Annotated in this window: 14 protein-coding genes; 8 read left to right on the top strand and 6 right to left on the bottom strand. The window is 50.8% G+C overall.

Annotated elements, in window-relative coordinates:
* Positions 1-57 precede the first annotated feature (57 nt).
* Both ABEB26_RS21675 and ABEB26_RS21670 read right to left on the bottom strand, forming a co-directional pair.
* Positions 58-2,784, bottom strand: coding sequence for a glycoside hydrolase family 13 protein (locus tag ABEB26_RS21675; protein WP_345724172.1), 2,727 nt, complete (start codon positions 2,782-2,784; stop codon positions 58-60).
* Positions 2,785-3,064: 280 nt separating this feature from the next.
* The gene (locus tag ABEB26_RS21670; RefSeq protein WP_345724171.1) at positions 3,065-8,317 is read right to left on the bottom strand and encodes an alpha amylase N-terminal ig-like domain-containing protein; all 5,253 of its coding nucleotides are present in this window, start codon (positions 8,315-8,317) and stop codon (positions 3,065-3,067) included.
* Positions 8,318-8,854: 537 nt separating this feature from the next.
* On the opposite strand from ABEB26_RS21670, the gene ABEB26_RS21665 reads away from it, so the two are divergent.
* The 5 genes from ABEB26_RS21665 (at position 8,855) to ABEB26_RS21645 (ending at position 15,541) form a co-directional block, all read left to right on the top strand.
* Positions 8,855-10,705 carry a TIM-barrel domain-containing protein gene (locus ABEB26_RS21665; protein WP_345724170.1) on the top strand — a complete coding sequence of 617 codons (1,851 nt, stop codon included), beginning with the start codon at positions 8,855-8,857 and terminating at the stop codon, positions 10,703-10,705.
* A 45-nt stretch (positions 10,706-10,750) separates the two neighbouring features.
* Positions 10,751-11,476: a metal-dependent hydrolase gene (locus ABEB26_RS21660; RefSeq protein WP_345724169.1), complete on the top strand. Its 726-nt coding sequence runs from the start codon at positions 10,751-10,753 to the stop codon at positions 11,474-11,476.
* Between the two features lie 429 nt (positions 11,477-11,905).
* Positions 11,906-14,239: an RNA-binding domain-containing protein gene (locus ABEB26_RS21655; RefSeq protein ID WP_345724168.1), complete on the top strand. Its 2,334-nt coding sequence runs from the start codon at positions 11,906-11,908 to the stop codon at positions 14,237-14,239.
* Positions 14,232-14,831, top strand: a complete 600-nt coding sequence (locus ABEB26_RS21650) for a UbiX family flavin prenyltransferase (RefSeq protein WP_345724167.1) — start codon at positions 14,232-14,234, stop codon at positions 14,829-14,831. The genes ABEB26_RS21655 and ABEB26_RS21650 overlap by 8 nt, the downstream gene beginning before the upstream one ends.
* The gene (locus tag ABEB26_RS21645) at positions 14,831-15,541 is read left to right on the top strand and encodes a ubiquinone/menaquinone biosynthesis methyltransferase (protein WP_345724166.1); all 711 of its coding nucleotides are present in this window, start codon (positions 14,831-14,833) and stop codon (positions 15,539-15,541) included. The genes ABEB26_RS21650 and ABEB26_RS21645 overlap by 1 nt, the downstream gene beginning before the upstream one ends.
* Before the next feature lie 108 nt (positions 15,542-15,649).
* Here ABEB26_RS21645 and ABEB26_RS21640 read toward each other — a convergent pair whose 3' ends face one another.
* The gene (locus tag ABEB26_RS21640; RefSeq protein WP_041304855.1) at positions 15,650-15,856 is read right to left on the bottom strand and encodes a helix-turn-helix domain-containing protein; all 207 of its coding nucleotides are present in this window, start codon (positions 15,854-15,856) and stop codon (positions 15,650-15,652) included.
* A gap of 140 nt (positions 15,857-15,996) precedes the next feature.
* The gene (locus tag ABEB26_RS21635; RefSeq protein ID WP_345724165.1) at positions 15,997-17,142 is read right to left on the bottom strand and encodes a glycosyltransferase family 4 protein; all 1,146 of its coding nucleotides are present in this window, start codon (positions 17,140-17,142) and stop codon (positions 15,997-15,999) included.
* A 307-nt stretch (positions 17,143-17,449) separates the two neighbouring features.
* On the opposite strand from ABEB26_RS21635, the gene ABEB26_RS21630 reads away from it, so the two are divergent.
* The 3 genes from ABEB26_RS21630 (at position 17,450) to ABEB26_RS21620 (ending at position 21,510) form a co-directional block, all read left to right on the top strand.
* Complete coding sequence (locus ABEB26_RS21630) at positions 17,450-17,680, top strand: heavy-metal-associated domain-containing protein (protein ID WP_345724164.1); 231 nt, start codon at positions 17,450-17,452, stop codon at positions 17,678-17,680.
* Positions 17,681-17,751: 71 nt separating this feature from the next.
* Complete coding sequence (locus ABEB26_RS21625; RefSeq protein ID WP_345724162.1) at positions 17,752-20,265, top strand: heavy metal translocating P-type ATPase; 2,514 nt, start codon at positions 17,752-17,754, stop codon at positions 20,263-20,265.
* Positions 20,266-20,430: 165 nt separating this feature from the next.
* Positions 20,431-21,510 carry an STAS domain-containing protein gene (locus tag ABEB26_RS21620; RefSeq protein ID WP_345724161.1) on the top strand — a complete coding sequence of 360 codons (1,080 nt, stop codon included), beginning with the start codon at positions 20,431-20,433 and terminating at the stop codon, positions 21,508-21,510.
* Here the strand turns inward: ABEB26_RS21620 and ABEB26_RS21615 are convergent.
* Positions 21,480-22,466: a nucleotidyltransferase domain-containing protein gene (locus tag ABEB26_RS21615; RefSeq protein ID WP_345724159.1), complete on the bottom strand. Its 987-nt coding sequence runs from the start codon at positions 22,464-22,466 to the stop codon at positions 21,480-21,482. The two genes, ABEB26_RS21620 and ABEB26_RS21615, sit on opposite strands and share 31 nt — an antisense overlap.
* On the bottom strand, positions 22,463-23,968 hold the full coding sequence (locus ABEB26_RS21610) for an NAD-dependent epimerase/dehydratase family protein (protein ID WP_345724158.1): 1,506 nt from the start codon (positions 23,966-23,968) through the stop codon (positions 22,463-22,465). The genes ABEB26_RS21615 and ABEB26_RS21610 overlap by 4 nt, the downstream gene beginning before the upstream one ends.
* Positions 23,969-24,088 lie beyond the last annotated feature (120 nt).

Raw genomic sequence — 24,088 nt, 5'->3', positions numbered from 1 at the left:
TCACCCCCTAGCCCCCGCTCCCGCAGAGCGAGGAGAGGGGTTGGGGTGAGGGAACAATTATTTCACCAGCACCACGCCCGATTGGGCAGAAACTGGCAAGGTCAATTGGCCGTTACTGACGGTGTAACTGCCACCATTCAAGACATCGGTTAAGACTGTGCCGTTGGCTAAATGGCTGACGTTGACGGTCGCAGTTTGGTTGGCCGTGCCGTTATTGAGCACTACAACCGCCTCTTGTGTGCCCTTCCAGCGGCGATAGCCATACAGTTTGCTGGCATCATTGACCAGTAAGGTTGCCACATCGCCACTGCTGAGCGCTGGATAGGTGCGGCGTAGACCGATCAATTTCTTGAAATGGGCATACATCGCCGTATCGGGGCTGCCGCCTTTATCGGCCCAAGGATAGGTGCGACGGTTATCGGGATCGCCGCCACCAGTTACCCCAACTTCATCGCCATAATACACCGATGGCGCACCTGGCAGGGTCATTTGCAACAGCACCATCAATTTCATGCGAGCTTTATCGTCGTTGAGCAAGCGTAAGGCACGAGTTGAGTCGTGCGAACTGACCAAGTTCATCAGGCCAAACCACGGGGTAGCAGGCATTTGGGCACGGAAAGCATTGTAGCTACTGTCGAATGAGCTAGGTGTATTGCCATTAGCGAAGCTCACCGCCCAATCACGGAAACAATAGTTCATCACCGAATCAAGCTCGTTTTGGTTGAGATAGGCGCGATATAAGCCCCAATCACAGCCGCCAGTGACTTCACCAAGCAATAAACTTTCGCTATCGCCATAGCCATTTTTGACGTAGGGCCGCATATCGCTCCACCAAGCGTGGGTAATATCTTGAGCTACGTCGAAGCGCCAGCCAGCGATACCCCGTTCGAGCCAGAAGCGGGTAACCGATTTACCGTTGGGGCTTTGAGCGCTGCCATCACGATAGAAAAATTGCTTAACTGGGTCGTTTTCGATAAATTCGGGAATAGTTTCATAGCCATACCAACCCTTCCATCCCCAGCCGCCAGCACATGGATACGAGCCGCTAGTGCCAGCCGAGCCTTGGGTAAACCAACTGCGATAGGGCGATGCTGCCGATTCACAAGCACCGTTGATGCCTGTCCAGCGGTCGGTTTTGTAGCCTGGGTAGCCTTGCAGATAGATGCTATCCATACCTGCATGGTTGAATACGCCATCGAGAATAACTTTGAGGCCTTTGGCATCGGCGGCGGCGATCATTTCATCGAATTTTGCCAAATTGCCGAAACGAGGGTTGATGCCGTAATAATCGTTGGTATCGTAGCCATGGTTTGAGGAAGCATCGAAAATTGGGTTGAGATAGAGCACATTCACGCCAAGATCGTTGAAATAGCCAGCATTGATTTTATCGACAATGCCTTGCAAATCGCCGCCATAAAAATCGATGCCATAGCCCGGGGTAGTTGGTGTTTCATTCCAATTGCTATGAATCGAAGCCAAACAGTTGGGTGCACCTGCGCCGCTGTAGCCGTTGCATGTGTTTGGGCCATAGACCCGCAGATTGTTGAAGTTATTGCTGCTATCGCCATCACGGAAGCGATCAGGGAAAATTTGGTAGATCACTGCATCTTGCAGCCATGTTGGCACGGCATAATCTTGCGGTGGCGCTGGAACCGTTCCTAACCTCCACGAACGATCAATCGCGGTGGCGCTCCACACGCCTGGGCCTGTGTTGCTGGTGTTGGCAACCACATAATAGCCAATCGTCGAGCCATCGGTTAGCTTAAATTGATACCACTGATCGGTTGAAGTGCTGGGGGCTGGCACGCTGGCTTGCCACATGGCGTAGGTTCCATCATTGCTCACCACACTTAATGGATAGGTGAACGATGGTTGGCTGAATGGTGCGCCAGTTAACCAGACTGATAAACTCACAGCGCTAACATCATTACTACAGGTGCGCAAACGAATGCTAGCCGATTGGCCTGCTTGCAGCGAACCAAGTGGGTCGCGATACACGCTGTTGGTGCTATCGTGGTAAATCGCGTTGCTGATGATCGTGTTGTTGCCGACCGCTGCGCCGTTGCAAGCCCCTGATGGAGTGGCTGAAACCGTTGGGGTTGGGGTATTGGTAGCAGTAGCGGTTGGAGTGCGCGATGGGGTCGGCGTAGCGCTGATTGTACCAATCGGCGTGGGCGTTCTGGTTGGCGTGTTGGTGGCGGTTGGAGCAAGCGTCGGGGTAGCTGTGGGAGTGCCGCCGCTTTGCACCGTAAAACTATAATCATCGGGATCATAGTTTGCGCCACGCACATGTTGGCCACGTGGATTGACGTAGCTGCCATTTTGGGCTTTGAGTAGGGCTAAAATACTGCCATCATACACCCGAACCCGATAATATACGGTTGAGCCAGCAGCATGGGCTGGAATTGTGCCGCGCCACAGATCGTAACTGGTGCTGGCGGTATTGCGAAAGCTGGCAGTCAAGGTTTTGACTTTGCTCATCGCCACAATTTGCTCGGTTCCGTTCCAGTAGCGAATTTGAGCACTGGTTAGATCGCCAGCAAGTGCCAAGATTGAAATTTGCACATTGGTAGTTGAAACAATCGTGCCATTAGCTTCGCCTTGTTGGAAGGTAAAACTTTCGCCTGGCACAAGCTCAACGCGTGGGTTAGCGCTGGGAGCAGCATGATACAGCTCATCCCAATGCACATTATTATCCCCAGCAGCGACCGACTTGGGATTTGGCAACAACGCCAAGGCCAACAGCACCAACGCGAGCAATCCGCCAAATCGTTTGTTTAGCATTAATGACTCCGTTTACTTCGTTGTTCAGAGTATTTGTTGTGAAACACCAACGTTTCAATAGGAGCCTTGCGCCAAATTTTAGGCACACCAAACCTAGCGTCGAACGCTCGGCTACCTATGTTCCCTGTTGGTGCTTACAACGATGGCGGCCTAGACCATCCTCACAACGACCAACAGAGCCTCAGCATTGAGCGGTGCAAAACGGGGTATCGTGATGGCTAGGCCATCAACAATACCCCGACACCATTATCGGTATTCAATTAGCGGGCGGAGAATGAAATTAGTTTGAACGTCCAACCATTGGCAGGAAGATTTTCCGGCCAACGGTGAAGCGTACAACGTAGCGTTGTTGCATTGGCGATGGATCACCAATGACCCGCCGTACATTGAATGCGGTTAGCGTGTAGGTTCCGTTTGGCAGTGGTGCTGCGGGGATGAAGCTGAAGGTTGTTGGGCTGGTAGCGACCACTGTTCCAGCGATAGGCTGATTTTGGGCATTGGTCAGGACCAATACTTGGCTGATCGGGGTGGTTGCGGTAACAACTTGCGACCAAGTAATTGATGGCTGAATTGTTGGCGCAACATCAACCGCGTTATTGGCAATTGAACTGCTGCTGACCAAGGGGTCGCGCCAAGCTTGGACGGCCTTGCGGTTATCGTCGCCAGTGCCCCAGTTGGTGTCAGTATCATCAACAACGAAATGGCCGTTGTTGCCATATTCAATGGTTACGCGGCGATTGTTGAAGCCCTCAATCGTGCCCCACGATTCGACTCGCTCCCACGCGCCACGAGTGTATTTATACTCCAAGGCTGTGCCTTCGAGAATTTGTTTATTGAATTCCCAAGTATCGGTCAGCACTCGTTGCATGATTTGACCGTTTGCCGTCCATGCGCCGTTGAAAACCGTGCCATCATTGCCAGCGACATAGACGCTTTCGTTGGTTGGGGTTTCAACTGGCACTTTGACCCGGAAGGTCACATCGATCACCCGTTGCTCGGCACGAATATCGACGCTATTCGAGAATTCCGATTGATTGAACGAACCATCAAGCGCCTTCAATTGGTAGGTATAGGTAATGCCTGCGGTTACTTCGGTATCGGTGAAGACCGTGGTTGGATGCAATACCGAGGCAATCGCGTCGCCATCACGATACACATCATAGCGATAGGTATCATTGGAGCTTGAAACATCCCAGCCAATCACAATTTGCGCGGCTGAGCGCCGCACTTCGCGCAAATTGAGCGGAGCTGTCGGTGCAGTCGTATCACTGCTTGCTGCAACAATCAAACTGGCTGCTTGGGCTGGTGAGTAGCCATTATCTGAGCCATCGAGATCAGCATAGATCCACGTTGTGCCGCCATCGGTGCTATAGCGATAGGCTACATCGAAGGTTCCGATACTGTTGGGCAGCAGGTTGCCTACAAACTCATCGTTATTGCCATCTTGTACATTGAAATTAGCCGCGAACCATGTCCAGCTAGCGGCGCTTGGTTGTGAGCCATCGGGGCCATAACCAACTTCGGCCAACAGGCTTGGAGTTGCGCCAGCTTCGCTGGTCACACCTTCGATGTATACCCGACCATAAATATTTGTGGTTGGGTTGGTAATGCTGATCGTATGGTTGATTGTGGTTGGGAATTGTAGATTCGACCAATTGATTACATAGGCTGGCAAGCCCGAAACTTCGTTGCTGCCGTCGCTTTCCAAGCCATTGCGCACCGCTTTGACAATGTAGTAGTAGCGTTGGCCTGGAGTTAGATCGGCATTGCTGAAATTGGTGCTGGTGGTATTGCCAACCAACTCATAGCCGCCACCACTAACGATTGAGCGATAAATATTGTAGCTTTCAGCAGTTGCGACGTTGTTCCAGCCAAGCTCGATGCTTTGTGACAGTTGATTAGTCACTTGCAAATTGGTTGGAGCAGCAGGGGCACTCATATCAACGCTATCAGGCGTTAGCCAAATGCCAACGCTTTGTGGGGCAACGCTGAAGGTATAGGTTGTAACATCGGTTGCTGGCAATAAACCAGTTTGGGTCAATGGCATGGTGCGGGTTAGTACCGTACCAGTTGGCACGTAGCCAGCCAAGTTTAGTTCGATGCTATGAGCTTGGCTATCGCGATTGAACACCACAATTGCCGCGCCGTTTTCATCCTTGCGACCATAAGCCAAAACTTTGTTGGCATCGTCGGCGGTCATCACATCGAATGAACCTGTGCGCAGGTAGCTATAATCGCGGCGCAATTGGCCAAGCCGTTGATAGGTTGCTAACAAATTGGTGTCAGCTTTGCGCCATTCAGGCAAGCTGTTGTAACCTGCTTCGTCAGTCCATGGGTAGGGCTGGCGGTTATAGGGATCGTCGCGTGGCACATCGAAGCCATAGCCAGTTAAGCCAACTTCATCGCCATAATAGATGGTTGGCGCACCTGGCAAGGTCATTTGCAAAGCGGCAACCAACGATAAACGATGCCGCGCATCAACAAAATTATCGACTGGTTGACGATCGTAGCCAGTGCCAGTAAAGCCCAATTCGTTGAGCACATGGACTGCCCGATTGGTATCGTGGCTGTCGATCAAGTTCATGGCCGCATTGTAGGCTGGCTCTGGATAATCCTCGCGGATAGTTTCAAAGCTGTTGACAAATTGGCTAGGCAAGAGCGGATCGATCTCTTGGCCGCCGTCATTATCGACCCAGCGGGTATCGCGCAAGAAACCCAAGACCGCGCGGCGATAGCGATAGTTCATGGTGCTATCGAATTCATCGCCCAGTACCCGATCACGGACATCGCCTTCGCTCCAGGTTTCGGAGTAGAGCACAGCATCGGGATTGGCGGCTTTCATCACATCGCGCCAAGTTTCAAAGAAGGTTGGGTTGACCCCAATCACATCGGGCACAACGTCGATGCGCCAGCCGTCGGCTTTGTTTGTGCCATCGACCCAGTAGCTGGCGGTGTTGCTATCTAAATTGGGATTGCCTCCAGGCGTACCAAACCAATAGGCCATTACTTCGGGATGGTTGGTGTTGATTTGGGGCAACGTGGCTACGCCAAACCAACCACGATAATTGGTATCGCCAGCACAAACGCCTGTGCCGGGCTCAGCGGCTGGCTCAAAGAAGAACCAAGTGCGATATGGGCTAGTGATGCTTTCGCATGCGCCAACTTCAGCGTGGCGACCAAAGCGATCAAAGAAGGGGCTATCGCTGCTGACGTGATTGGGCACACCGTCGAGTACAACAGTCATGCCACGGCCATGGGCATCGGCAACCAAATCATCAAAGGCTTGCTGCCCACCAAAAGCCTCATCCACGTTGCGATAATCGCGACCATCGTATTTGTGGTTGGATGGGCTATCGAAAATCGGATTGAGATAGAGCGTGGTTACGCCCAAATCCTGCAAATAATCGAGTTGTTCTTGCACCCCATTCAAGTCGCCGCCATACATGGTGCTGCTATAAGTTGACCACCATGGATTATTTTGGTCGGTGAATGGCTCGGGATCGGGCACGATCGAGTTCCACGGGGTGACGGGGAAGCGATGGCCGCGCTCGGTTGGGTAGAACCACCCACGTCCTGGGTAGGTCGTATCGGTTGCTACACCAGTTGGGTCGTTGCTAGGGTCGCCGTTGCGGAAACGCTCGACGAAAATTTGATAAATTGTGGCGTTTTGGGCCCATTCAGGCGTGGTAAAGGCTGGATCGTAGATATAGATATTCCACGAGCGATCAGCGCTGACGTTGACCACCTCACCTAAGCCACCATCGAAGCGATTATCATCTTCATAGAATAGGGTTAATCCGCAATCATCAAGAATAAATCGATAGTAAATCACTCCTAGTTCAGTTTGGGCTGGTACTGTGTATTCCCAATAATCATAGGTTTCGTCGCTGGCCACTTTAGTCATACGTTGGATATTTTGACCATTGTTAGCGGTGTAATACAAGCGAATCCGCGCTTGATTGATGTCGTGGGCGGCAGTGCGCAACCGTAATGTGACTGCTTGGTTGAGCGGAGCTGCGCCAAATGGCACGCGATAGAGCGATTCGCGGCTCTGATGTTCAATTGCATTACGACTGATCACGCCGTCGCAAGGAAGTGGATCTGGTGTTTCACCATCACCTTGAGGCGTAATTGCCCAGCGGCCAGTGCGATTATCTAAATAGAACACCACAGTTTCATTGAGATTGACGGTGGTAAAACCGATGGGTGCGGGATCGTTCGCATCGAAGACCCGACCTTGGGCATTGTATTGCTCGACCCATGAACCTGTTCGGGTGAACTTCGCAGCATAATCGCCTGGTGCTGCAATCGTGTAGCGCAACACATATTGATTTGGGGCGATTTGGGTCATTTGGGTAGCTGGATTATTGTTACTCCAGCCTTGGAATGCGCCAACCACTGTGAAATCATCCGCTGCATCAAGCGCGTTGACCACATTTTGAGTTGGCAGCAAATCCCAGCCGTTGTCAGCAGCGTGATTATTGCTATCAAACAACAATTTTACTGTTTGGTTTGGTTGGTCGGTGTAAATCCAAGCGTTGGCAGGTGGGAAGGCGGTCGCCCAATTACAGGCATTGACCTTCCATTCATAAGTGCCAGCAGTTGGAATCACCACATCAAGACTGAAAACTCCATCGCCGCTCACCAAGTCGCCTTGGGTACCGTTATCGACCAAGGGGTTACCAGCTTCTTGCCATTGTGGGGTTTGATATGTACCTGGAGCACACCATGGGCCTGCATTGCCAGTGGTTTGCGGGCGAATCGTCAGGCGACTGGTGTTGATATCGAGCAAAAAGACCACCATTTGGTTGGCTTGGGTGGTGGTAAAGCTGATATTGCCTTGATCGGCAGCGCGGCCAACCCCAGTATATTGGGTTGTCCAATCGCCGGTATGCACAACTTTGCCTTCGTATGTACCAGCGGCTGGTACAGAGTAGGCCAAATAATACCAGCCATTGCCAATATTGGTCATGGCTGTGGTTGGGTCGTTGTTAACCCAAGCAGTGCTTTGGAACGAGCCAACCGCTGTCCAGTTGGCAAAATCGCTATCGTAGGCATGAATAATATTGTTGCTTGGCACGCCATGATTGCCAGCATTGCCGCTATAGTTGTTGGTATCGAGAGTCAATTTGACGGTTTGATTGGCTTGGGTGGTGTTCATCCAAGCATTAGGTCCAGCCGGAACTGAATTCCCCCAATCGCCACAAACAACAGCCTTCCATTCAGAGCGGCCAGCAGTTGCGATCTCGACATCCAATGAATAGATGCCATCGCCAGCGACTAAATCGCCAGCGAGACCTTCGTCATTGGCGGGTGTTGCAGCATTGTCCCAGCCTTGGAATCCGCCAGCGAAACACCAATTAACTTGAGCATTTGCAATAGTTGGGGCTTGATTGAGCGCCAAGTCAAACGGGGCAGGCTGGGCAGCGACCACAGGCGTTTGTTGGCTGAAAGTGGGGATCATTAACGACAACAGCATGATGATCAGCAGCACACGGCTGATCAGGCTCCGACGATGGGCAGTGTCACGCATGGACGGCTCCTTTGGTAAGGGGTTTTATTTGAACTGCGTTGTCCGCGATTTGTTGTGTCGTCAAACAAACTTTGTTGGTGTTGCGATCATAGCCGACAGCCAATACTTTGTCAACTGAACGAACGAGGTTTTAAATAAAATAAAAATCTTTACAAATAAATATAAAATAGGTTTTTGTAGAAGGATAAAATGAATTTATTTGTTTTGAATTATACGATTTTAGCGAAGTTTCAAGCGTATGAATTTTGCGCAAAATTGCATGTTTCACGTGAAACGTTGCTTGCTCCATGAAGAGTATGAAGAACTGAAACCGCGAAGAACGCGAAGGTTAAGTTTTTTAGCCACAGATTCCACAGATTATTTTGATTATTGCGCTATGCCACACACCTCATCCCTCATCCCTCATCCTTTGGTTCTCTGCGCCTCTACGTTAAACCTCACCCCTGATCCCTGACTACTGATCCCTGACCCCTCATATATGTTCTTCATCCCCAACTATAATAGCTGGCAACATAGTGATCGTTACGTGAGGCGTTTATGGCATACACTCTCGAATCAACAGGCTTATTGGTGTTTCAACGTGATGACGAAGAGGTCTTAACGATTCAGCCCTACTTGCAGGCTTATGGCTCGCAGTTTGCAGCGTTGGGGGTGCAAACTAAGCTTGATACGGTGCAATATACCAGTTTCGATAACCAAAGCTTTGAGCTTAATCTCGAAACGACAGCAATAGGCTATCGTTTGGTGTTTCACGTGAAACATCAGGTTGCCCAAATTGGCTTAGCCATTGGTGTTCAACCAGCAGGCTCATGGTATGGCATGGGCGAACGAGTGATTCAAAGTTGGCCGCTTAACTTGGCGGGGGTGCAAAGCCAACCCTTCATGACCTATGACCATGCCAATGATGGCACACTCAATATTGTTACACCAGCTTGGATTGGCGCGAATGGCGTGGCGTTTATCGTGGCCGAAGATACCGGCCCATTGCATGTCACAATCGATAGCGATCCGGCGGGCGTGATTCGGCTAGTGCAGTTTCCTTCGCCAACCCCATTTGGGGCAGGCTTGGATGGCAGCGAAACCTATTATGCAGGCACGCGCTTGGTGCTCGATCTGCTGATTGCTGAAAATGTTAGCGTTGTAACCCAACAAGTCATTCAACAATTAGGCTATCCCAAGGCGGCTCCACCCTTGGCAATGTTTAGCAAGCCAATTTGGACAACCTGGGCACGCTATAAAATGGATATCGATCAAATACAGACTTTGGCGTTTGCTCAAGAAATTATCGACCAACAGTATCCTTATTCGGTGCTGGAGATCGACGATCGCTGGCAAACTGCTTATGGCGACTTGGAATTCGATCGGGCCAAGTTTCCCGATCCCAAGGCCATGGTTGATCAATTGCATCAGCTTGGTTATAAAGTAACCCTGTGGATTCCACCGTTTTTCGATCCTAAGAGCGCGGCCTTTGCAGAAGCTGCTGCCAACGGCTATTTGGTCAAACATCCTGCGAATGATCAACCTTATTTAACCCGTTGGTGGCAAGGTTGGGGCGGTTTGTTGGATGTCTCGAATTCCGCCGCCTTGGCTTGGTGGCAAGCAGGTTTAGAGCGCTTGCAAACCTTGTATGGCATCGATGGCTTTAAATTTGATGGGGCTGAAGGCAATTTTCTACCCGCCGAAGCCAAAACCCAACTGCCCATGAGTCCCAACCAATATAGTGATCGCTATGTGGCCTTTGTGGCCAAATCGTGGCAATGGACAGAGGTACGAACTGGTTGGCGCTCGCAACAGCAGCCAATCTTCTTCCGTGAGTGGGATAAATGGAGCCGCTGGGGGATGGATAATGGCTTGCATGCGGTCGTAACCCAAGCCCTCGCCATGAGCGTGATCGGCTATCCCTATGTGCTGCCCGATATGATCGGCGGCAATGCCTATAACGGTGAATTCCCCGAACGCGAGTTGCTGATTCGTTGGACGCAAGTCACGGCATTATTGCCAGCGATGCAATTTTCGATCGCGCCATGGCAGTACGATGTCGAAACCAGCCAGATTTGCCAGCGCTATGCTCAATTGCACGCTGAGCTAGAGCCATACATTGCCGAATTGTTGCAAGCGACAATTGCCGACGGTACTCCTTTAGTTCGGCCATTATGGTGGCACTACCCCGACGATGCCAGTACGCGTTTTATTGGCGATCAATGGCTGTTTGGTGAGCAATACTTGGTTGCGCCAATGCTCCAAGCCAACCACTATCAACGCGACATCTACTTACCCGAAGGTGGTTGGCGCGATTATTGGACTGGTGAGAAATTCGAGGGCGAAACCTGGCTCTACAATTACCCTGCGCCTTTGGAAACCCTGCCGTTGTTCGAGCGGCTGTGGTAGAATTTTAGTGAGTAGCTGTATTTTGGTGTGCAAGGAGATTAATTCATGGCCAACACAACCATCACTTGGCTTGGTCACGCCAGCTTTTTATTTGTCACGCCCGAAGGCAAACGGATTGTACTTGACCCTTGGTACGAGGGCAATCCTAGCTTTCCCGAGACTGCTAAAGCCGAACTCGAAAACGTTGATGCAATTTTGCTCACGCACGGCCATATGGATCATACTGGTAACGTTATCACGCTGGCTCAGCAAACCAAAGCACCAGTCGCTGGCATCGTTGAACTGATTGGTTGGGTGCAAGGCCAAGGTGTCGATGCGACACAATGTATTGGCTTCAACAAAGGTGGTTGTATCGAGATTGCTGGCATCAAAGCAACCTTAACCACAGCCCACCACAGCAGCAGCATCACCAGCGGCAGTATTTCGCTCTACTTGGGCGATCCTTGTGGCTTTATCCTCGAATTTTCCGATGGCTGCGTGGTTTATCACACTGGCGATACCTGTGTGCATAGCGATATGGCCCTGATGGGCGAGATTTATCAGCCGAATGTGACAATCTTGCCAATTGGCGATTTTTATACGATGGGGCCACGTCAGGCAGCCCATGCACTCAAATTAATTGGCTCTAAATTTGCTATCCCTGAACACTATGGCACATTCCCTGCCTTGCATGGTAACCCGGCAGCTTTGAAGAGCGAATTAAACAAACTTCAGCTCAATACCGAAATCGTTGCGTTGCAACCTGGCGAGGCTTGGGCTTACTCGGCCTAAATGTTTCACGGGAAACATTTAGCCGATTGATCAAACAGCGTACCTTTAATCCAAAGGGTGCGCTGTTCTTTTTGGGTAATGCTTCGGTTGGCTTGTGAAACATATGCACAACGATCTTGGGTTGCTTAACATTGAATTAACGTTAATGCCTAATTTGGCTATGTTATGCACATTTCCCACAGCTTTTCCACATTAGCAATTAACCGAAGTTATCCACATGCTGTGGATAACTTCTTGATAACTAAGCCAAATTGGTGAGAAATTAATGGTTTCACGGGAAACAGTAGAACATATTTGCGATCGATTGGTCAATTTTAAGTAAATTGCTGCCCTGAGCAGATTGAGGTATCATGACGAGCAAAATCGGCTTGAGAAGTCGAGAGTTTTTGGCGAAATAAAAACATTGATCTTGATGGAGTAAAACGGAAAATGACCTTTAGCGATGAGCAGGTATCTGCGATTTCCGAGCGATGGATGCGTTTAGATTTACATATCCATACACCAGCATCTGAAGATTATGCTGAACCAGAGGTAAGTTATCTCGATATTTTGCGGGCTGCTGCCGCCCACCAACTCGATATTATTGCCTTTACCGACCACAACACGATTCGCGGCTATGAACAATTTCGCGATGAGCTAGCCTTACTCGAACGTTTTGTCCAAGCTGATCGCTGTACGCCCGAGGAGCGCGAACGCTACGGCGAATATCAACAATTGCTGGCTCAATTGACGGTGCTGCCAGGTTTTGAGTTTACTAGCCATTATGGCTCACATATTTTGGCGCTCTTTTCCCCTAAGACCCCGTTGAGCGTGCTCGAAGCGGTTTTGTTGCAATTGGGGATTCCCGCCCAAGAATTAAAAGCTGGCTCGTGCTCAATCTCCAACACCAAACATGTGACCGAAGCCTACGAAATTATTCATCGCGCTGGCGGGATTGTTATCGCCGCCCATGTCAATGCCCATGCTGGCGTGGTCAGCGAGTCAATTCGCTTTGGCAATAGCGGTCAATCACGCGTCGCGGCCACCCAAAGCCCCTATTTGCACGCCTTAGAATTTGTGCATTTCTACGCTTCGCACGAGAGCTACCTTAGCCCAAATTTCTACAATGGCCAACATACCTATTACGAACGGCCAATGTTTTGCATTCAAGGCTCCGATGCCCATCGCATTAGTCGGGCTGATGCCGATAATCCAGAAAGCAAAAAAGTCTATGGCGTAGGCGATCGCTATTTCGAGGCCTTGTTGCCCGAAGCCTCGTTTGATGCGCTCAAAGCCTTGTTCAATAGCAAGCAAATCGATAAGGTTCGCGTGCCCCGCCGCGACCAAAAGCAATGGGAGATTGATAACGTGCGACTGAATGGCGATTCGCGCCACTTAATTGCCCGGCCGGCAACCGAGGAGTATTTGGCGCAAGCTTGGCACGATATTGCCGCCCTCGCCAATGCCGACGGCGGGGTTTTGTTAATCGGTACTGATGGTGAGCAAAATGTCTCGCCAACTGTGATTAGCGAGCAAATTAAGCAACTCGTAGCCCAACATCTCGACCCTCAGCCCAGCCTCAGCCTAGAATTAATGCAATATCAAGAACGTGATGTGGTGCGGATCGAAGTTAAAACTGAAGAATTGCCGCCTTACGTCGCTAGCAATGGCTCAGTCTATGTGCGCCGCGACGATCAAACTCACGTCGCCAATCGCGAAGAATTATTGCAACTTGCCCGCCGAGCCTTGGTTCGCAGCACTATGTCGCCACTCGATAATGGCGAAGATTTAGAATTGCCACGCTCTGGGGTCGAGATCGTTAGCGAACAAAAACGCAACGCAGTTTGGACCTATGAAGTGCGTGACTTGCGCACTACCACTGGGGTTGAGCGTGATCGTGCTCAAGGTTTGTGGGCTTATGCCATCGCTCGCCACGAAGAATTGCGCGATGCCAAAATTGACCTCAACGAAGATGTGCGTTGGTATGGGCGGCTCGGTGTGTGGCGTACCTTCCAACAAGGCAATCGCACCAAATACGATCTGATTCATCGCGATGCTTCAGGTGTGATCGACCATATTTTCTATGGTGTTTCCGAATGGGGTCTCGGCGAAGGCTGGCGCTCGTTATTGGGCATCAACGATAATTTCGGCGTTGATCTGAATGTCAACGATGATCACGCGCCCATTAGTGTGCCACGCGGCTTTACTGCTCCCCTCGACGATGCGCAAACCGACGGCGAAGACGATTGGATGCCTTGGGGCGATCGCAAATATCGTTGGAAAGGGCGCGGCGGGCTGTGGCGAATTTACGGCAACGACGAAAAAATTCGCTTCGATCTGGCCATGAAAAATAAAGAAGATGAAGATTTCCAAACCTTCAACGACGTAACTCGCGCCAAATTGACCGAAGCATGGCTCAATTTGATTCGGGTCAAGCCGCCAACCACTGGCATCGAAGTTGTGGCAATGGAAGAAAGCGATTTTGGCCGCTCGTTCCGCTTCCGCAATTTGCGCAGTGGCGAGGTCAGCGACCCGTGGCGCGACCAAGATCTTGAGCAAGGCACAGTCCGCGAATATGCCGCGCGAATGTTCCTCGAAGATCTGCCAATCGATGAGGCGGCAGTCCGTTGGTGGGGCAACATCGGCTATATGCGGCCAATGCGCTCACAGGTCGATCTGGTCTATCGCGATGAAGATGGCGTTGATCATATCTACTATGCTGCTCGTCGCGAAGAACTTGAAAACGAATGGCGCGAATTATTGGAGCTATGGGACGATGAGTAAGCGTTTGCCAGTGGTGGTTGGGGTTAGTGGTGCCAGCGGAGCGGCCCTCGCTGATCGGGTGATCGAGCGTTTAATTGCTTTGGAACACCCGATTGAGTTGATTGCTACGTCATCGGCGCGGATCGTTTGGCGACAAGAACAAGGCTATCCTTGGGCTGAAGCCGTGGCGCGTTGGCAGGCTTCAGGCTTGATCACCGAGCATAATCCCAATAATCAAGCGGCGACGATTGCTAGCGGTTCGTATCCAGTCTATGGCATGCTAATTGTGCCCTGCTCGATGGGCACAGTTGCAGCCTTGGCGGCTGGTTTTGCCAATAATTTGCTGCTACGGGTGGCCGATGTAACCCAAAAAGAGGGACGGCGCTTAGTCGTCGTCCCGCGCGAAACCCCACTATCGAGCGTGCATTTGGAAAATATGCTGCGGTTATCCCAACGTGGCGTGCGGCTTGTACCGCCAATGCCCAATTTCTATGCTCGCCCAACTACGGTTGCCGAGGTGGTCGATTTTGTGGCAGCCCGCGCCTTAGTTGGCTTGGGGCTAAGCCCTGAGCTTGATCGTAACCAGCAATGGGCTGGCTTGGAGCTTGAATAATGTCAGTTTTGCCACAATCCGATCAGAAGGCGGTCTATGTCAATGCCATGTTCACAGCGATTGCCCAACGCTATGATCTGATGAATCGACTGATGACCTTTGGGCTGGATCAAGGCTGGCGGCGTTGGGCAACCAAGCGCATCAAACAGCCTCAAGCGATATGGGCCTTAGATGTTGGCTCGGGTACTGGCGATTTTCTGCCGATTTTGCAACAAGCCATGCCCCAGCTCAGCGTCGTTGGTCTCGATTTTACCTTGGCGATGATGCAGGCTGGCCAAGCTAAACGCGAGCAAGATACGCTTGGCCATAGCTTTATCAATGGCGATGGTATGCACTTGCCCTTCGAGGAAGCAGCATTCGATATTGTGACGACAGGCTTTGCGATGCGCAATATTGTGGATATTCGTCAGGCATTTAGCGAGATGGCACGGGTAACCAAGCCAGGTGGCAAATTGGCCTGCTTGGAAGTTGCGCGGCCTAAAAATCCCTTGGTACGTTGGGGCCATCAGTTCTATTTCAACAATATTGTGCCGATTATTGGCAGTCTTGTGGGCGGCAACAATCGTGCCTACACCTACTTGCCCCAATCAGCTTCGATCTTCCCGCAGCCGCCTGAGCTAGCCCACATTATCACTGAATGTGGCTGGCACGATGTAACTTGGAAGCAATTGGGCTTTGGTGCGGTTGCGGTGCATATCGCCACAAGATAAATTTGTAGGCAGAGATGGTTAAGTTCTCAGCGGCCTGAATTAAACAAGTAGGCTGGATTCGCTAAGAATCCAGCCTGCTTTGTGTTGTCTGCAAGGATATTTTGGAACCTAGGCTGCACTTGGGGCAAATTGGCGTTCTTGCTCCATTTCGTGTCGTGCCGTCAAAATATTTTGAATCTCGTCTTCGGAAATTCGCCAGCCACGCCCAAGTTGATACGAGCCAATCAACTTTTTGCTAACCCAACGCCGCACGGTATCTTCTGAGAGCTGCATTAATCCGGCGGCTTCTTCGATTGAATAATCATGGGAACGCATATGCGCCTCCTCTAGATAGCTCATCGTTAGAATCCACCACATTGGGGTTCGTTGCCACCGTTGGCATAGCCATACTATAGCACAAGATTATTAAGCACCTGTTATGCAAACTACACAAAAAACCGCCTAAGCACTTGGTACTATTGCACAGTTTGCGCCATGGTTTTTTTGTAGAATTCCATAATTTGGTCGCCAATCACTTGCCAACTATAGCCTTTAGCCGCTTGCAGATTAAGTTGGCGCAGGCGTTTGCGGGCGGCAGGGCTGGCAACAAAACTAGCAATCGCCCCAGCCATCGCTCGTGGATCGCGCGGCGGCACTGCTAAATTACCTGGATGATTGGCCAACACTCCGGCATAGCCTGCATTGGCTGCCGCCACAATTGGCAAGCCAACCGCCATCGCCTCAACCAATACATAGCCAAAGCTCTCTTGTCCAATCGCTGGCGCACAAAAAATATCAGCACTCGCCATCAAATGCGGCAAGGCCAGATCGGTCACATAGCCCAGCCATTCGACATCAGTCAATCGCAATTGGGCTGCCAAGGCTTGTAATTCTTCGCGTAATGGCCCATCGCCAGCAATCACCAAGCGCAATTGGTTGGGATAATCCTTTTGGAGCAAGGCATAAGCCCGTAGCAGATACTCCACGCCCTTGCGTTGCTCCAAGCGCCCAAGCGTAAAGAGCGTAATTTTATCATCGTTATATTGATGTAAGCGTGGCAAATTCACCGCTGCATCAAAGCGATCGCTCGTGATGCCACTGGCAATAATTGTATATTCGGCTTTTGTGCCAAAAATTGCCTGCGCCGTTTCGAGCGCCGCCCGTGAGCCAGCAATTCGCCCATGAATATGCCGATACAAATCGGGGCCAAGCGCGGTTGCCAATCGCAAGGCCTGCAATTTCCAAGCCTCATCAACCCGAATATGAAAGGTTGAAACATGACAAGCCTTGGAATTCGCCAAAAGCCGCCCGCTCAAGGTCGGCGAGTGCAACGATTGCACATGCAAGACATCGCAAGCTTCTTCGGCCAAAATCTCGCGCAAGCGTCGATTCGATTCGATGCAGATTGGCAGTGAGGTGCTTGAACCGCTGCCATAGGTGGGAACTGAAACGCCTAGAGAGATAACCCGCTCAGCTAATTTGCTATTATCAAACTGACTACCACCAGCAAAAATCACCACCTCATGACCTTTGCTTTGAAAATAATGGTACAAACCACGAACATATACCTGAATGCCACCAGCGCGGTGCATATGATCATCAATCAAAAAGCCAATTTTCATAGATCAACCTAAATCAAAAGAATCCTGGCTCAATCTGCGCTACCATGGCGAAAATGTCAAGCACTAGAAGGTTGTTGGGTTTGATCCACGAAGGACACGAAGCTGCACGAAGAATGGCTATCGGCTTTTGGCTATAGGAATGAATGAATCAATCAAGTAGTAGGTATATTCCTCTAGCTCATGGTCTAGTGTTTCATCCTTCATAATTCATCCCTCAAAATTTCATCGGTTGACAAGCCCAAAATGGCGTGTTATGGTTTATGCATACCCCCCGGGTGGGGGGTGGTACATCATAAGGAGTAATGCAATGAAAACTGAAAGCTTCAACGTTCCAGGCATCTCATGCCAACACTGTGTTAATGCGATCAACAACGAAGTTAGCGCAGTTGCTGGAGTTCAAAATGTCGTTGTCGATTTGGCCAGCAAGACCGTCAAAGTCGAAAGCAACGAGCAAGTTAGCCGCGATCAATTGGTAACGGCAATCAGCGAAGCAGGCTACGATGTTTCGCCATTTACGAATACAATTCCCTTAAATTAAGTTTCGAGGCTAGGTCGGGTTGCCCAGTCAGCCCGTCATCCTGCTTAACTCACCAGATCTGAAGGTATGGTATGGATACAAAGACACTTACATTGCCAGTAACCGGAATGACCTGCGCCGCTTGTGTGACGCGCGTCGAACGCAATTTGAAGAAGGTCACCGGAGTTGCTGAGGCCAGCGTCAATTTAGCCAGCGAATCGGCAACCGTGGCATTTGACCCAGCAGCGGTTAGCCCAACTAACTTAATCGCTGCGGTCGAAAAAGGCGGCTATGGCGTGATTACTGCCGAACGCACGCTGCCAATTACCGGAATGACCTGCGCCGCCTGTGTCACGCGGGTCGAAAAAGCCTTGCGCAAAGTCGATGGCGTATTAGAAGCAACGGTTAACTTGGCAACCGAAACTGCAAGCATCCGCTACCTGCCTGATCAAGCCAGCCTTGAGCAGATTAAAGCCGCCGTGACCAAAGCAGGCTATGGGGTGATTGATACAGGCGAGGATGACGATGCTGAGGATAGCGAAACTCAAGCACGTCAGGCTGAACTCAAGCGCAAACGCACCAATTTGATTGTGGCGTTGATCGTGGGCGTGCCGCTGATGATCGTCTCGATGATGCACGACTTTAGCTTAATTAGCCCGATTTGGCTGGGCAGCGCTCGCGATATGACTGGCATGGGCCATGATATGCCAGCCTTCTACAACCTCTGGCCATGGCTGTTTGGCCTGATGGCAACGCCCGTGGTGTTTTATAGTGGGCGCGATTTTATTCGTGGAGCATGGGTTAATCTCAAGCATGGCAGCGCCAATATGGATACGCTAATTGCCCTCGGTTCGCTGACTGCCTATGGTTTTAGCTTGGCAGTGCTGCTGTTCAAACTGAGCGGCCACGTTTATTTTGAAACTGCCGCGATGATTGTGGCCTTGATTTTGGTGGGTAAATATCTCGAAGCCCAAGCCAAAAGCGCTACCTCATCAGCTATTCGCGCTTTGATCAATCTTCAGCCGCCAACTGCCCGCGTGCTGCGGGGTGGGGTTGAAGTTGAAATGGCGGTGGCTGAAGTGCGAGCTGGCGAGATTGTGGTCATGCGGCCTGGCGAGAAAATTCCGGTTGATGGCGTGGTCACAATGGGGCAATCGGCAGTTGATGAATCGATGCTGACTGGCGAATCGTTGCCGGTTGAAAAGCGGGTTGGCGATAGCGTATTTGGCGCGACGCTCAACAATGCTGGCAGTTTTCAATTACGTGCCACGGCGGTGGGCAAGGCCAGCGCTTTAGCGCAAATTGTCAATTTAGTCAAAGCAGCCCAAGGCTCCAAAGCGCCAATTCAACGCCTAGCCGACCAAATTTCGGGCGTATTTGTGCCAATTGTAATTGCGATTGCCTTGCTGACCTTTGGCCTGTGGTATTGGGTTGGCGGCGTTGGTTTTACGCAATCGCTGATTTTCGCGGTGGCTGTGTTGGTGATTGCCTGCCCGTGTGCCTTGGGCTTGGCTACGCCGACGGCAATTATGGTTGGCACTGGGGTTGGCGCACAACATGGCATTTTGATCAAAAACGCTGAGAGCCTTGAACGCGCCGTGCGGTTGCAAACGATTGTGCTCGATAAAACTGGCACAATTACCGAAGGCAAGCCAACCCTGACCAATGTGCTAGCCTTGGGTGATGAAGCAACGCTGCTAGCCCTTGCTGCGACTGCCGAACGTGGTTCGGAGCATCCCTTGGGTAAGGCGATTGTTCAAGGTGCGGCTGCCCGTGGCGCAACCCTTGGTCAAGCTACAAACTTCAAGGCAATTGTTGGCGGCGGGATCGAAGCGGAAGTCAATCAACAGAAGGTGGTGATTGGCAGTCCGCGTTTGATTCGCGAACAAGGCTACGAGCTGAGCAGCATCCAAACCACGATTGATCAATGGCAATCGGAAGGCAAAACCGCTATGGTTGTGGTGGTTGAGCAACAACTTGCTGGTGTGTTAGCAGTTGCCGATACGATCAAAGCCAGTTCGCCAGCCGCTATTCAGCAATTGCGCAAATTGGGGCTAAAAGTGGTGATGCTGACTGGCGACAATCAACGTACTGCTGAGGCGATTGGCCGCGAAGCTGGGGTCGAGCAAGTGATTGCCGATGTGCTACCAGCGGACAAAGCTGCCACGATCAAGCAATTGCAAGCCAATGGTACGTTGGTGGCGATGGTTGGCGATGGCGTAAACGATGCTCCGGCCTTGGCTCAAGCTGATGTTGGCGTGGCAATTGGCACAGGCACCGATGTCGCGATTGAAGCCAGCGATATCACCTTGTTGCGCGGCGATTTGGTGGGCGTGGCACAGGCAATTGAACTTTCGCGCCGTACCATGACTACGATTCGCTGGAACTTGTTCTGGGCCTTTATCTACAACGTGATTGGCATTCCAATTGCCGCAGGCTTGTTCTACAACCTGACTGGTTGGCAACTTTCGCCACTCTTGGCGGCTGGAGCCATGGCCTTCTCATCGGTCTTTGTGGTTACCAACTCGCTGCGTTTGAAACGTGCTGCCAAATTACAGCATGGGCATGGCGTTGAATCCAACGAACTACAACCAGCCCACATTTAACCAACAGCCAAGGATGCTCTCATACTAGGGAGCATCCTTGATGCTCCTATACTTTAGCTTAAAAACGCCTCAGTACTAGCCCAAAATAGCCCTTTGTGGATAGAATAATTGTTTTGATCCCGCTATAATGAGCATATTCAGCTAGCTAGCTATAGGAATATGCTCATGGCCGAGCTTGATAATGATCGTCTGCAACAACAACGTTTCGCCCGTATTGTTCGGGGTTCATTGATTTTCCTCTTGGCATTTATTTGCTATGACATTGGATTGCAAATCCTTGCGCCAAAGCCTGCGCGTTATTTACATTTGGCCAATTTACTTGGCTTATTGGGATTTTTAACTGCGAGCTATCTGGTTAATCAACGTGGTCGCACCCCGCAAGCGATGCTGTTGGTCGCCACAGCGATGCTCGGCTCATGTATTATGATGGCGCTTTCTAATCCGTTTGCTTTGCCAGTTATTTTGATGATGCCGATTTTGGCCTTGATTTTGGCGATGCTTTATCTTGAGCAAACGATGGCGCGAGTGCTCAGTGTGGTCGCTTGGCTGTGTATGTTGCTTGCAACAATCTTGGCCTACAACGTTAACCTATTTCATCAAGCAGTTATGCCAAGCATGGAAATAAGCGATTTTGTCGGCTTGGCAGTTTTAGCAGGCATTGCCTTTTTAGTGTTGAATCTGTTTCAGTCACGCCTACGCAATAATTTTCTCAAGGCAACCCAAGCCCAAAAAGAGCTATTACAAGCGCAAGCGGTGATGGAGCAACAAATTATTGAACGAACATTAACGCTCTCGCAATTGCAGCAAACCAACACCGAACAAACCCGTTTATTAGCCGAGGTGGAACACCAACGGCTGATTATTCGCAATTTATCGGTGCCAATTTTGCCAATCGATCAACGCACGCTGGTGCTGCCTTTGGTCGGCTCGCTCGATCAGCAACGGCTTAATGATGTACGCAACCAAGCCCTACAAACAATTAGTCAACTCAAGGCGCGGTATTTGGTGCTTGATATTACGGGCGTGCCGCTGATCGACGATCAGATTGCGCTGAGCTTGGTTCGCATTATTGAGGCCTTGAAGTTGTTGGGGGCGAAAACGATTTTAGTGGGAGTACGGCCTGATGTTGCTGCCAGTTTAGCCAACGGCAACTTGCAATTAGGAAGTGTTACCAGCGCCGCGACCCTGCAAGAAGGCTTAGATTACGCTCGAACTCAATCCAAAGCACTGGCCAAAATTGCATAACGCCACCAGCGTTGCAAGCGCGGATCTAACCCGCACAAGAGTTTTTGGCTTGGTAAGCAGCGTTCGAGCAAGGCTTTGCGCCAAGCACTTGGCTGCCAATGCCACTCAATTGCTGAATTAAACCATTGTTCAGCCAAACGCAACCCGCCCCAAAGCATATGTGCCAAGCCCCAACGTTGCGCTTCATGCCAAACCTGTTGCCAATCAAATGCATAGGTCGTAATCAAGCGATCAATATCAGTTAGCATACGGCCAATTCCAGCCCCATATTGATTGCTAATTGCTAGATGATGGGCAGTATGCAAAAGCTGAGTGATTGGCTCCAACACTGGCAAGGTAAATGTTTGATAGTGTACTTGCTGAAGTTGCCAAGCTGGATAGTTATGCAAGCCAGCCCAACGCGACCAAAGCCCCGCAAATAACCACCAATGTAATTCTAAAGTTGCGCCACTGGGCGTTTGTAAGCGAACTTCGCCACCGCTGCGCCGCTGTTGTGACCATGTTTGCACCGTGTATTGACTCAGGCCATAGCCCGCCGCGAATAACACCGCACAAGCTCGTTGCAAATTATCGTGCTGAATTAATAAATCAATATCGCCCATTTGGCGTTGGCCCAGTGCGCAATAAATCGTTGGCGCGAAGGCCATGCCTTTGAGTAAGGCTACTTCGATTGATTCGGCGTTGAGCAATTGCTGAATTCGTTGAAATTCGTCCAGCCGCAAATCGTTGCGTAGTGCGGTCAGGTAATAGCGTTCGCGCCAATGTTCGGCTAGCTCCGGTGGCAGGGCTTGTTGGCGCAACACCGACCAGAGCAAGCCCTCAACTTCATGATAATCGGCTAGACGAGCGAGTGTTTGCCAATCGCTTGGGCTACAGGCGGCACATAATTGCGCCAAATTGGCGGCTGGTTGGCTTGACCATGCCGCCAACAACAATTCCACGGCAGGCTCGCTCATTGCTTGATCGACTCACGTTTGTTGACCCATGGCGTTTCAAGCCGAATTAACGGAGCATTATCAACATTGGTTAGGAATTTATGGTTGTTATAAGCTGGGTCGTAATAATCGCCAATTGAGCCATCGCGCAAAGCAGCTTCGATTTCGCGTACCCCATCCTCAACTGTGTGTTCAGGGCTGAAATTGAGCACTTTAGCAATTTTGGCGAACGAAACGCGATAGTTGCGCTTATCAACATCGCTGCCTTGTAATACCAACTCGGCATCGGGAATTAAACGCCCAATCAATTCACCGATGGCGCTGATGGTGTAATTTTGGCTATCCGAGCCAACATTGAAAATCTCGCCGCGCACGGCTGCTAAAGGCGCATTCAAGCTCATCACCACTGCGCGAGCGGCATCGTCGGCATGCACAAATGGCCGCCATTGATCGCCCCCAAATACCGTAATTTTGCCCTCGCGCACGGCTTTGGCGGTCAGCAAATTGACCACCAAATCAAAGCGCGGGCGGGGCGATAAACCATAAATCGTTGAAAAGCGCAGAATCGTCGGGGCAAATTGTTGATCTGCCAAGCCCAACAAGATCGTCTCGGAGTCGATTTTGGTTTGGGCGTAAAGCGAAACCGGATTGAGCGCTGAACGCTCATCAAGCAATTCATCCGATGCGCCATACACGCTACAGGTCGAGGCAAAAATAAAGCGCCGAATCCCATAGCCTTTGCAGGCTTCAGCCAACATGCGCGTAGCAATCAGATTAATTTCAGTACTGAAATCGGCATCGATGGCACAGGCAGGGTCGCCCACAATCGCCCCAAGGTGAATTACTGCATCCATGCCAACCAATGAGCGCACCACGGTTTCAATATGGCGCATATCGCCATGGACAAATTCAAATTGTGGGTGATTGTAAAGCTCGCGGATTGCTCCATCGCCATACATCAGCGAATCGACCAACCGCACATGATAGCCTTGATTGAGCAGGCGACGCAGCACTAACGAGCCGATATAGCCTGCGCCGCCAATCACCAAGACATGCTTAATCGGCTGATCGACCTTGGGGGTTTGGCGTTCTAAGGCATCGACCGCCAACACCACATTGCGCGCAATGCGAATGCCAATTACCAGCGCCGAAGTAAATACCCAACTCAGCACTACCACCCCACGCGGAACAAACGGCAAGAAGCGCAGAAAGAAAAAGCTAAATCCATACGCGAGATGGGCGAGCGTGGTGGCTTGTAATAAGGTGATTACTTTGAAGCGGCGGGCATAGCTGCGCACATGGTGATAGACCCCAAACATCCACAGCAAACCCAACGCAAGGCTGGTCAGTAGCCAACTGGTGCTCAAAAATTGGTCGCGATAATCCAAAATCAAGCGTTCAGCCAAACTTGGCTCGTTGATTACAATCGTGATATAGCGCACCACAAAGGCCAATAACAAGCCCACATTGATGAGAATTGCATCGACCACGAGGCGCGTAGCAATTGCGCGTGAGAATTTCAAGGCAGTGCTCCTTTCGCTAGCTGCCATAATTGGCTATGTGTCATGGATTATGAGGTTAAATCAGTTTCACCGTTCCCTCACCCCCAGCCCCTCTCCCGCCGCCGTGGGAGAGGGGCTGGG

Origin of the sequence: Herpetosiphon gulosus (assembly GCF_039545135.1) — a bacterium.
Taxonomy (GTDB): Bacteria; Chloroflexota; Chloroflexia; order Chloroflexales; family Herpetosiphonaceae; genus Herpetosiphon; species Herpetosiphon gulosus.
The sequence above is the reverse complement of the archived record's forward strand: the minus strand, read 5'-3'. Positions and strand labels throughout refer to the sequence as shown.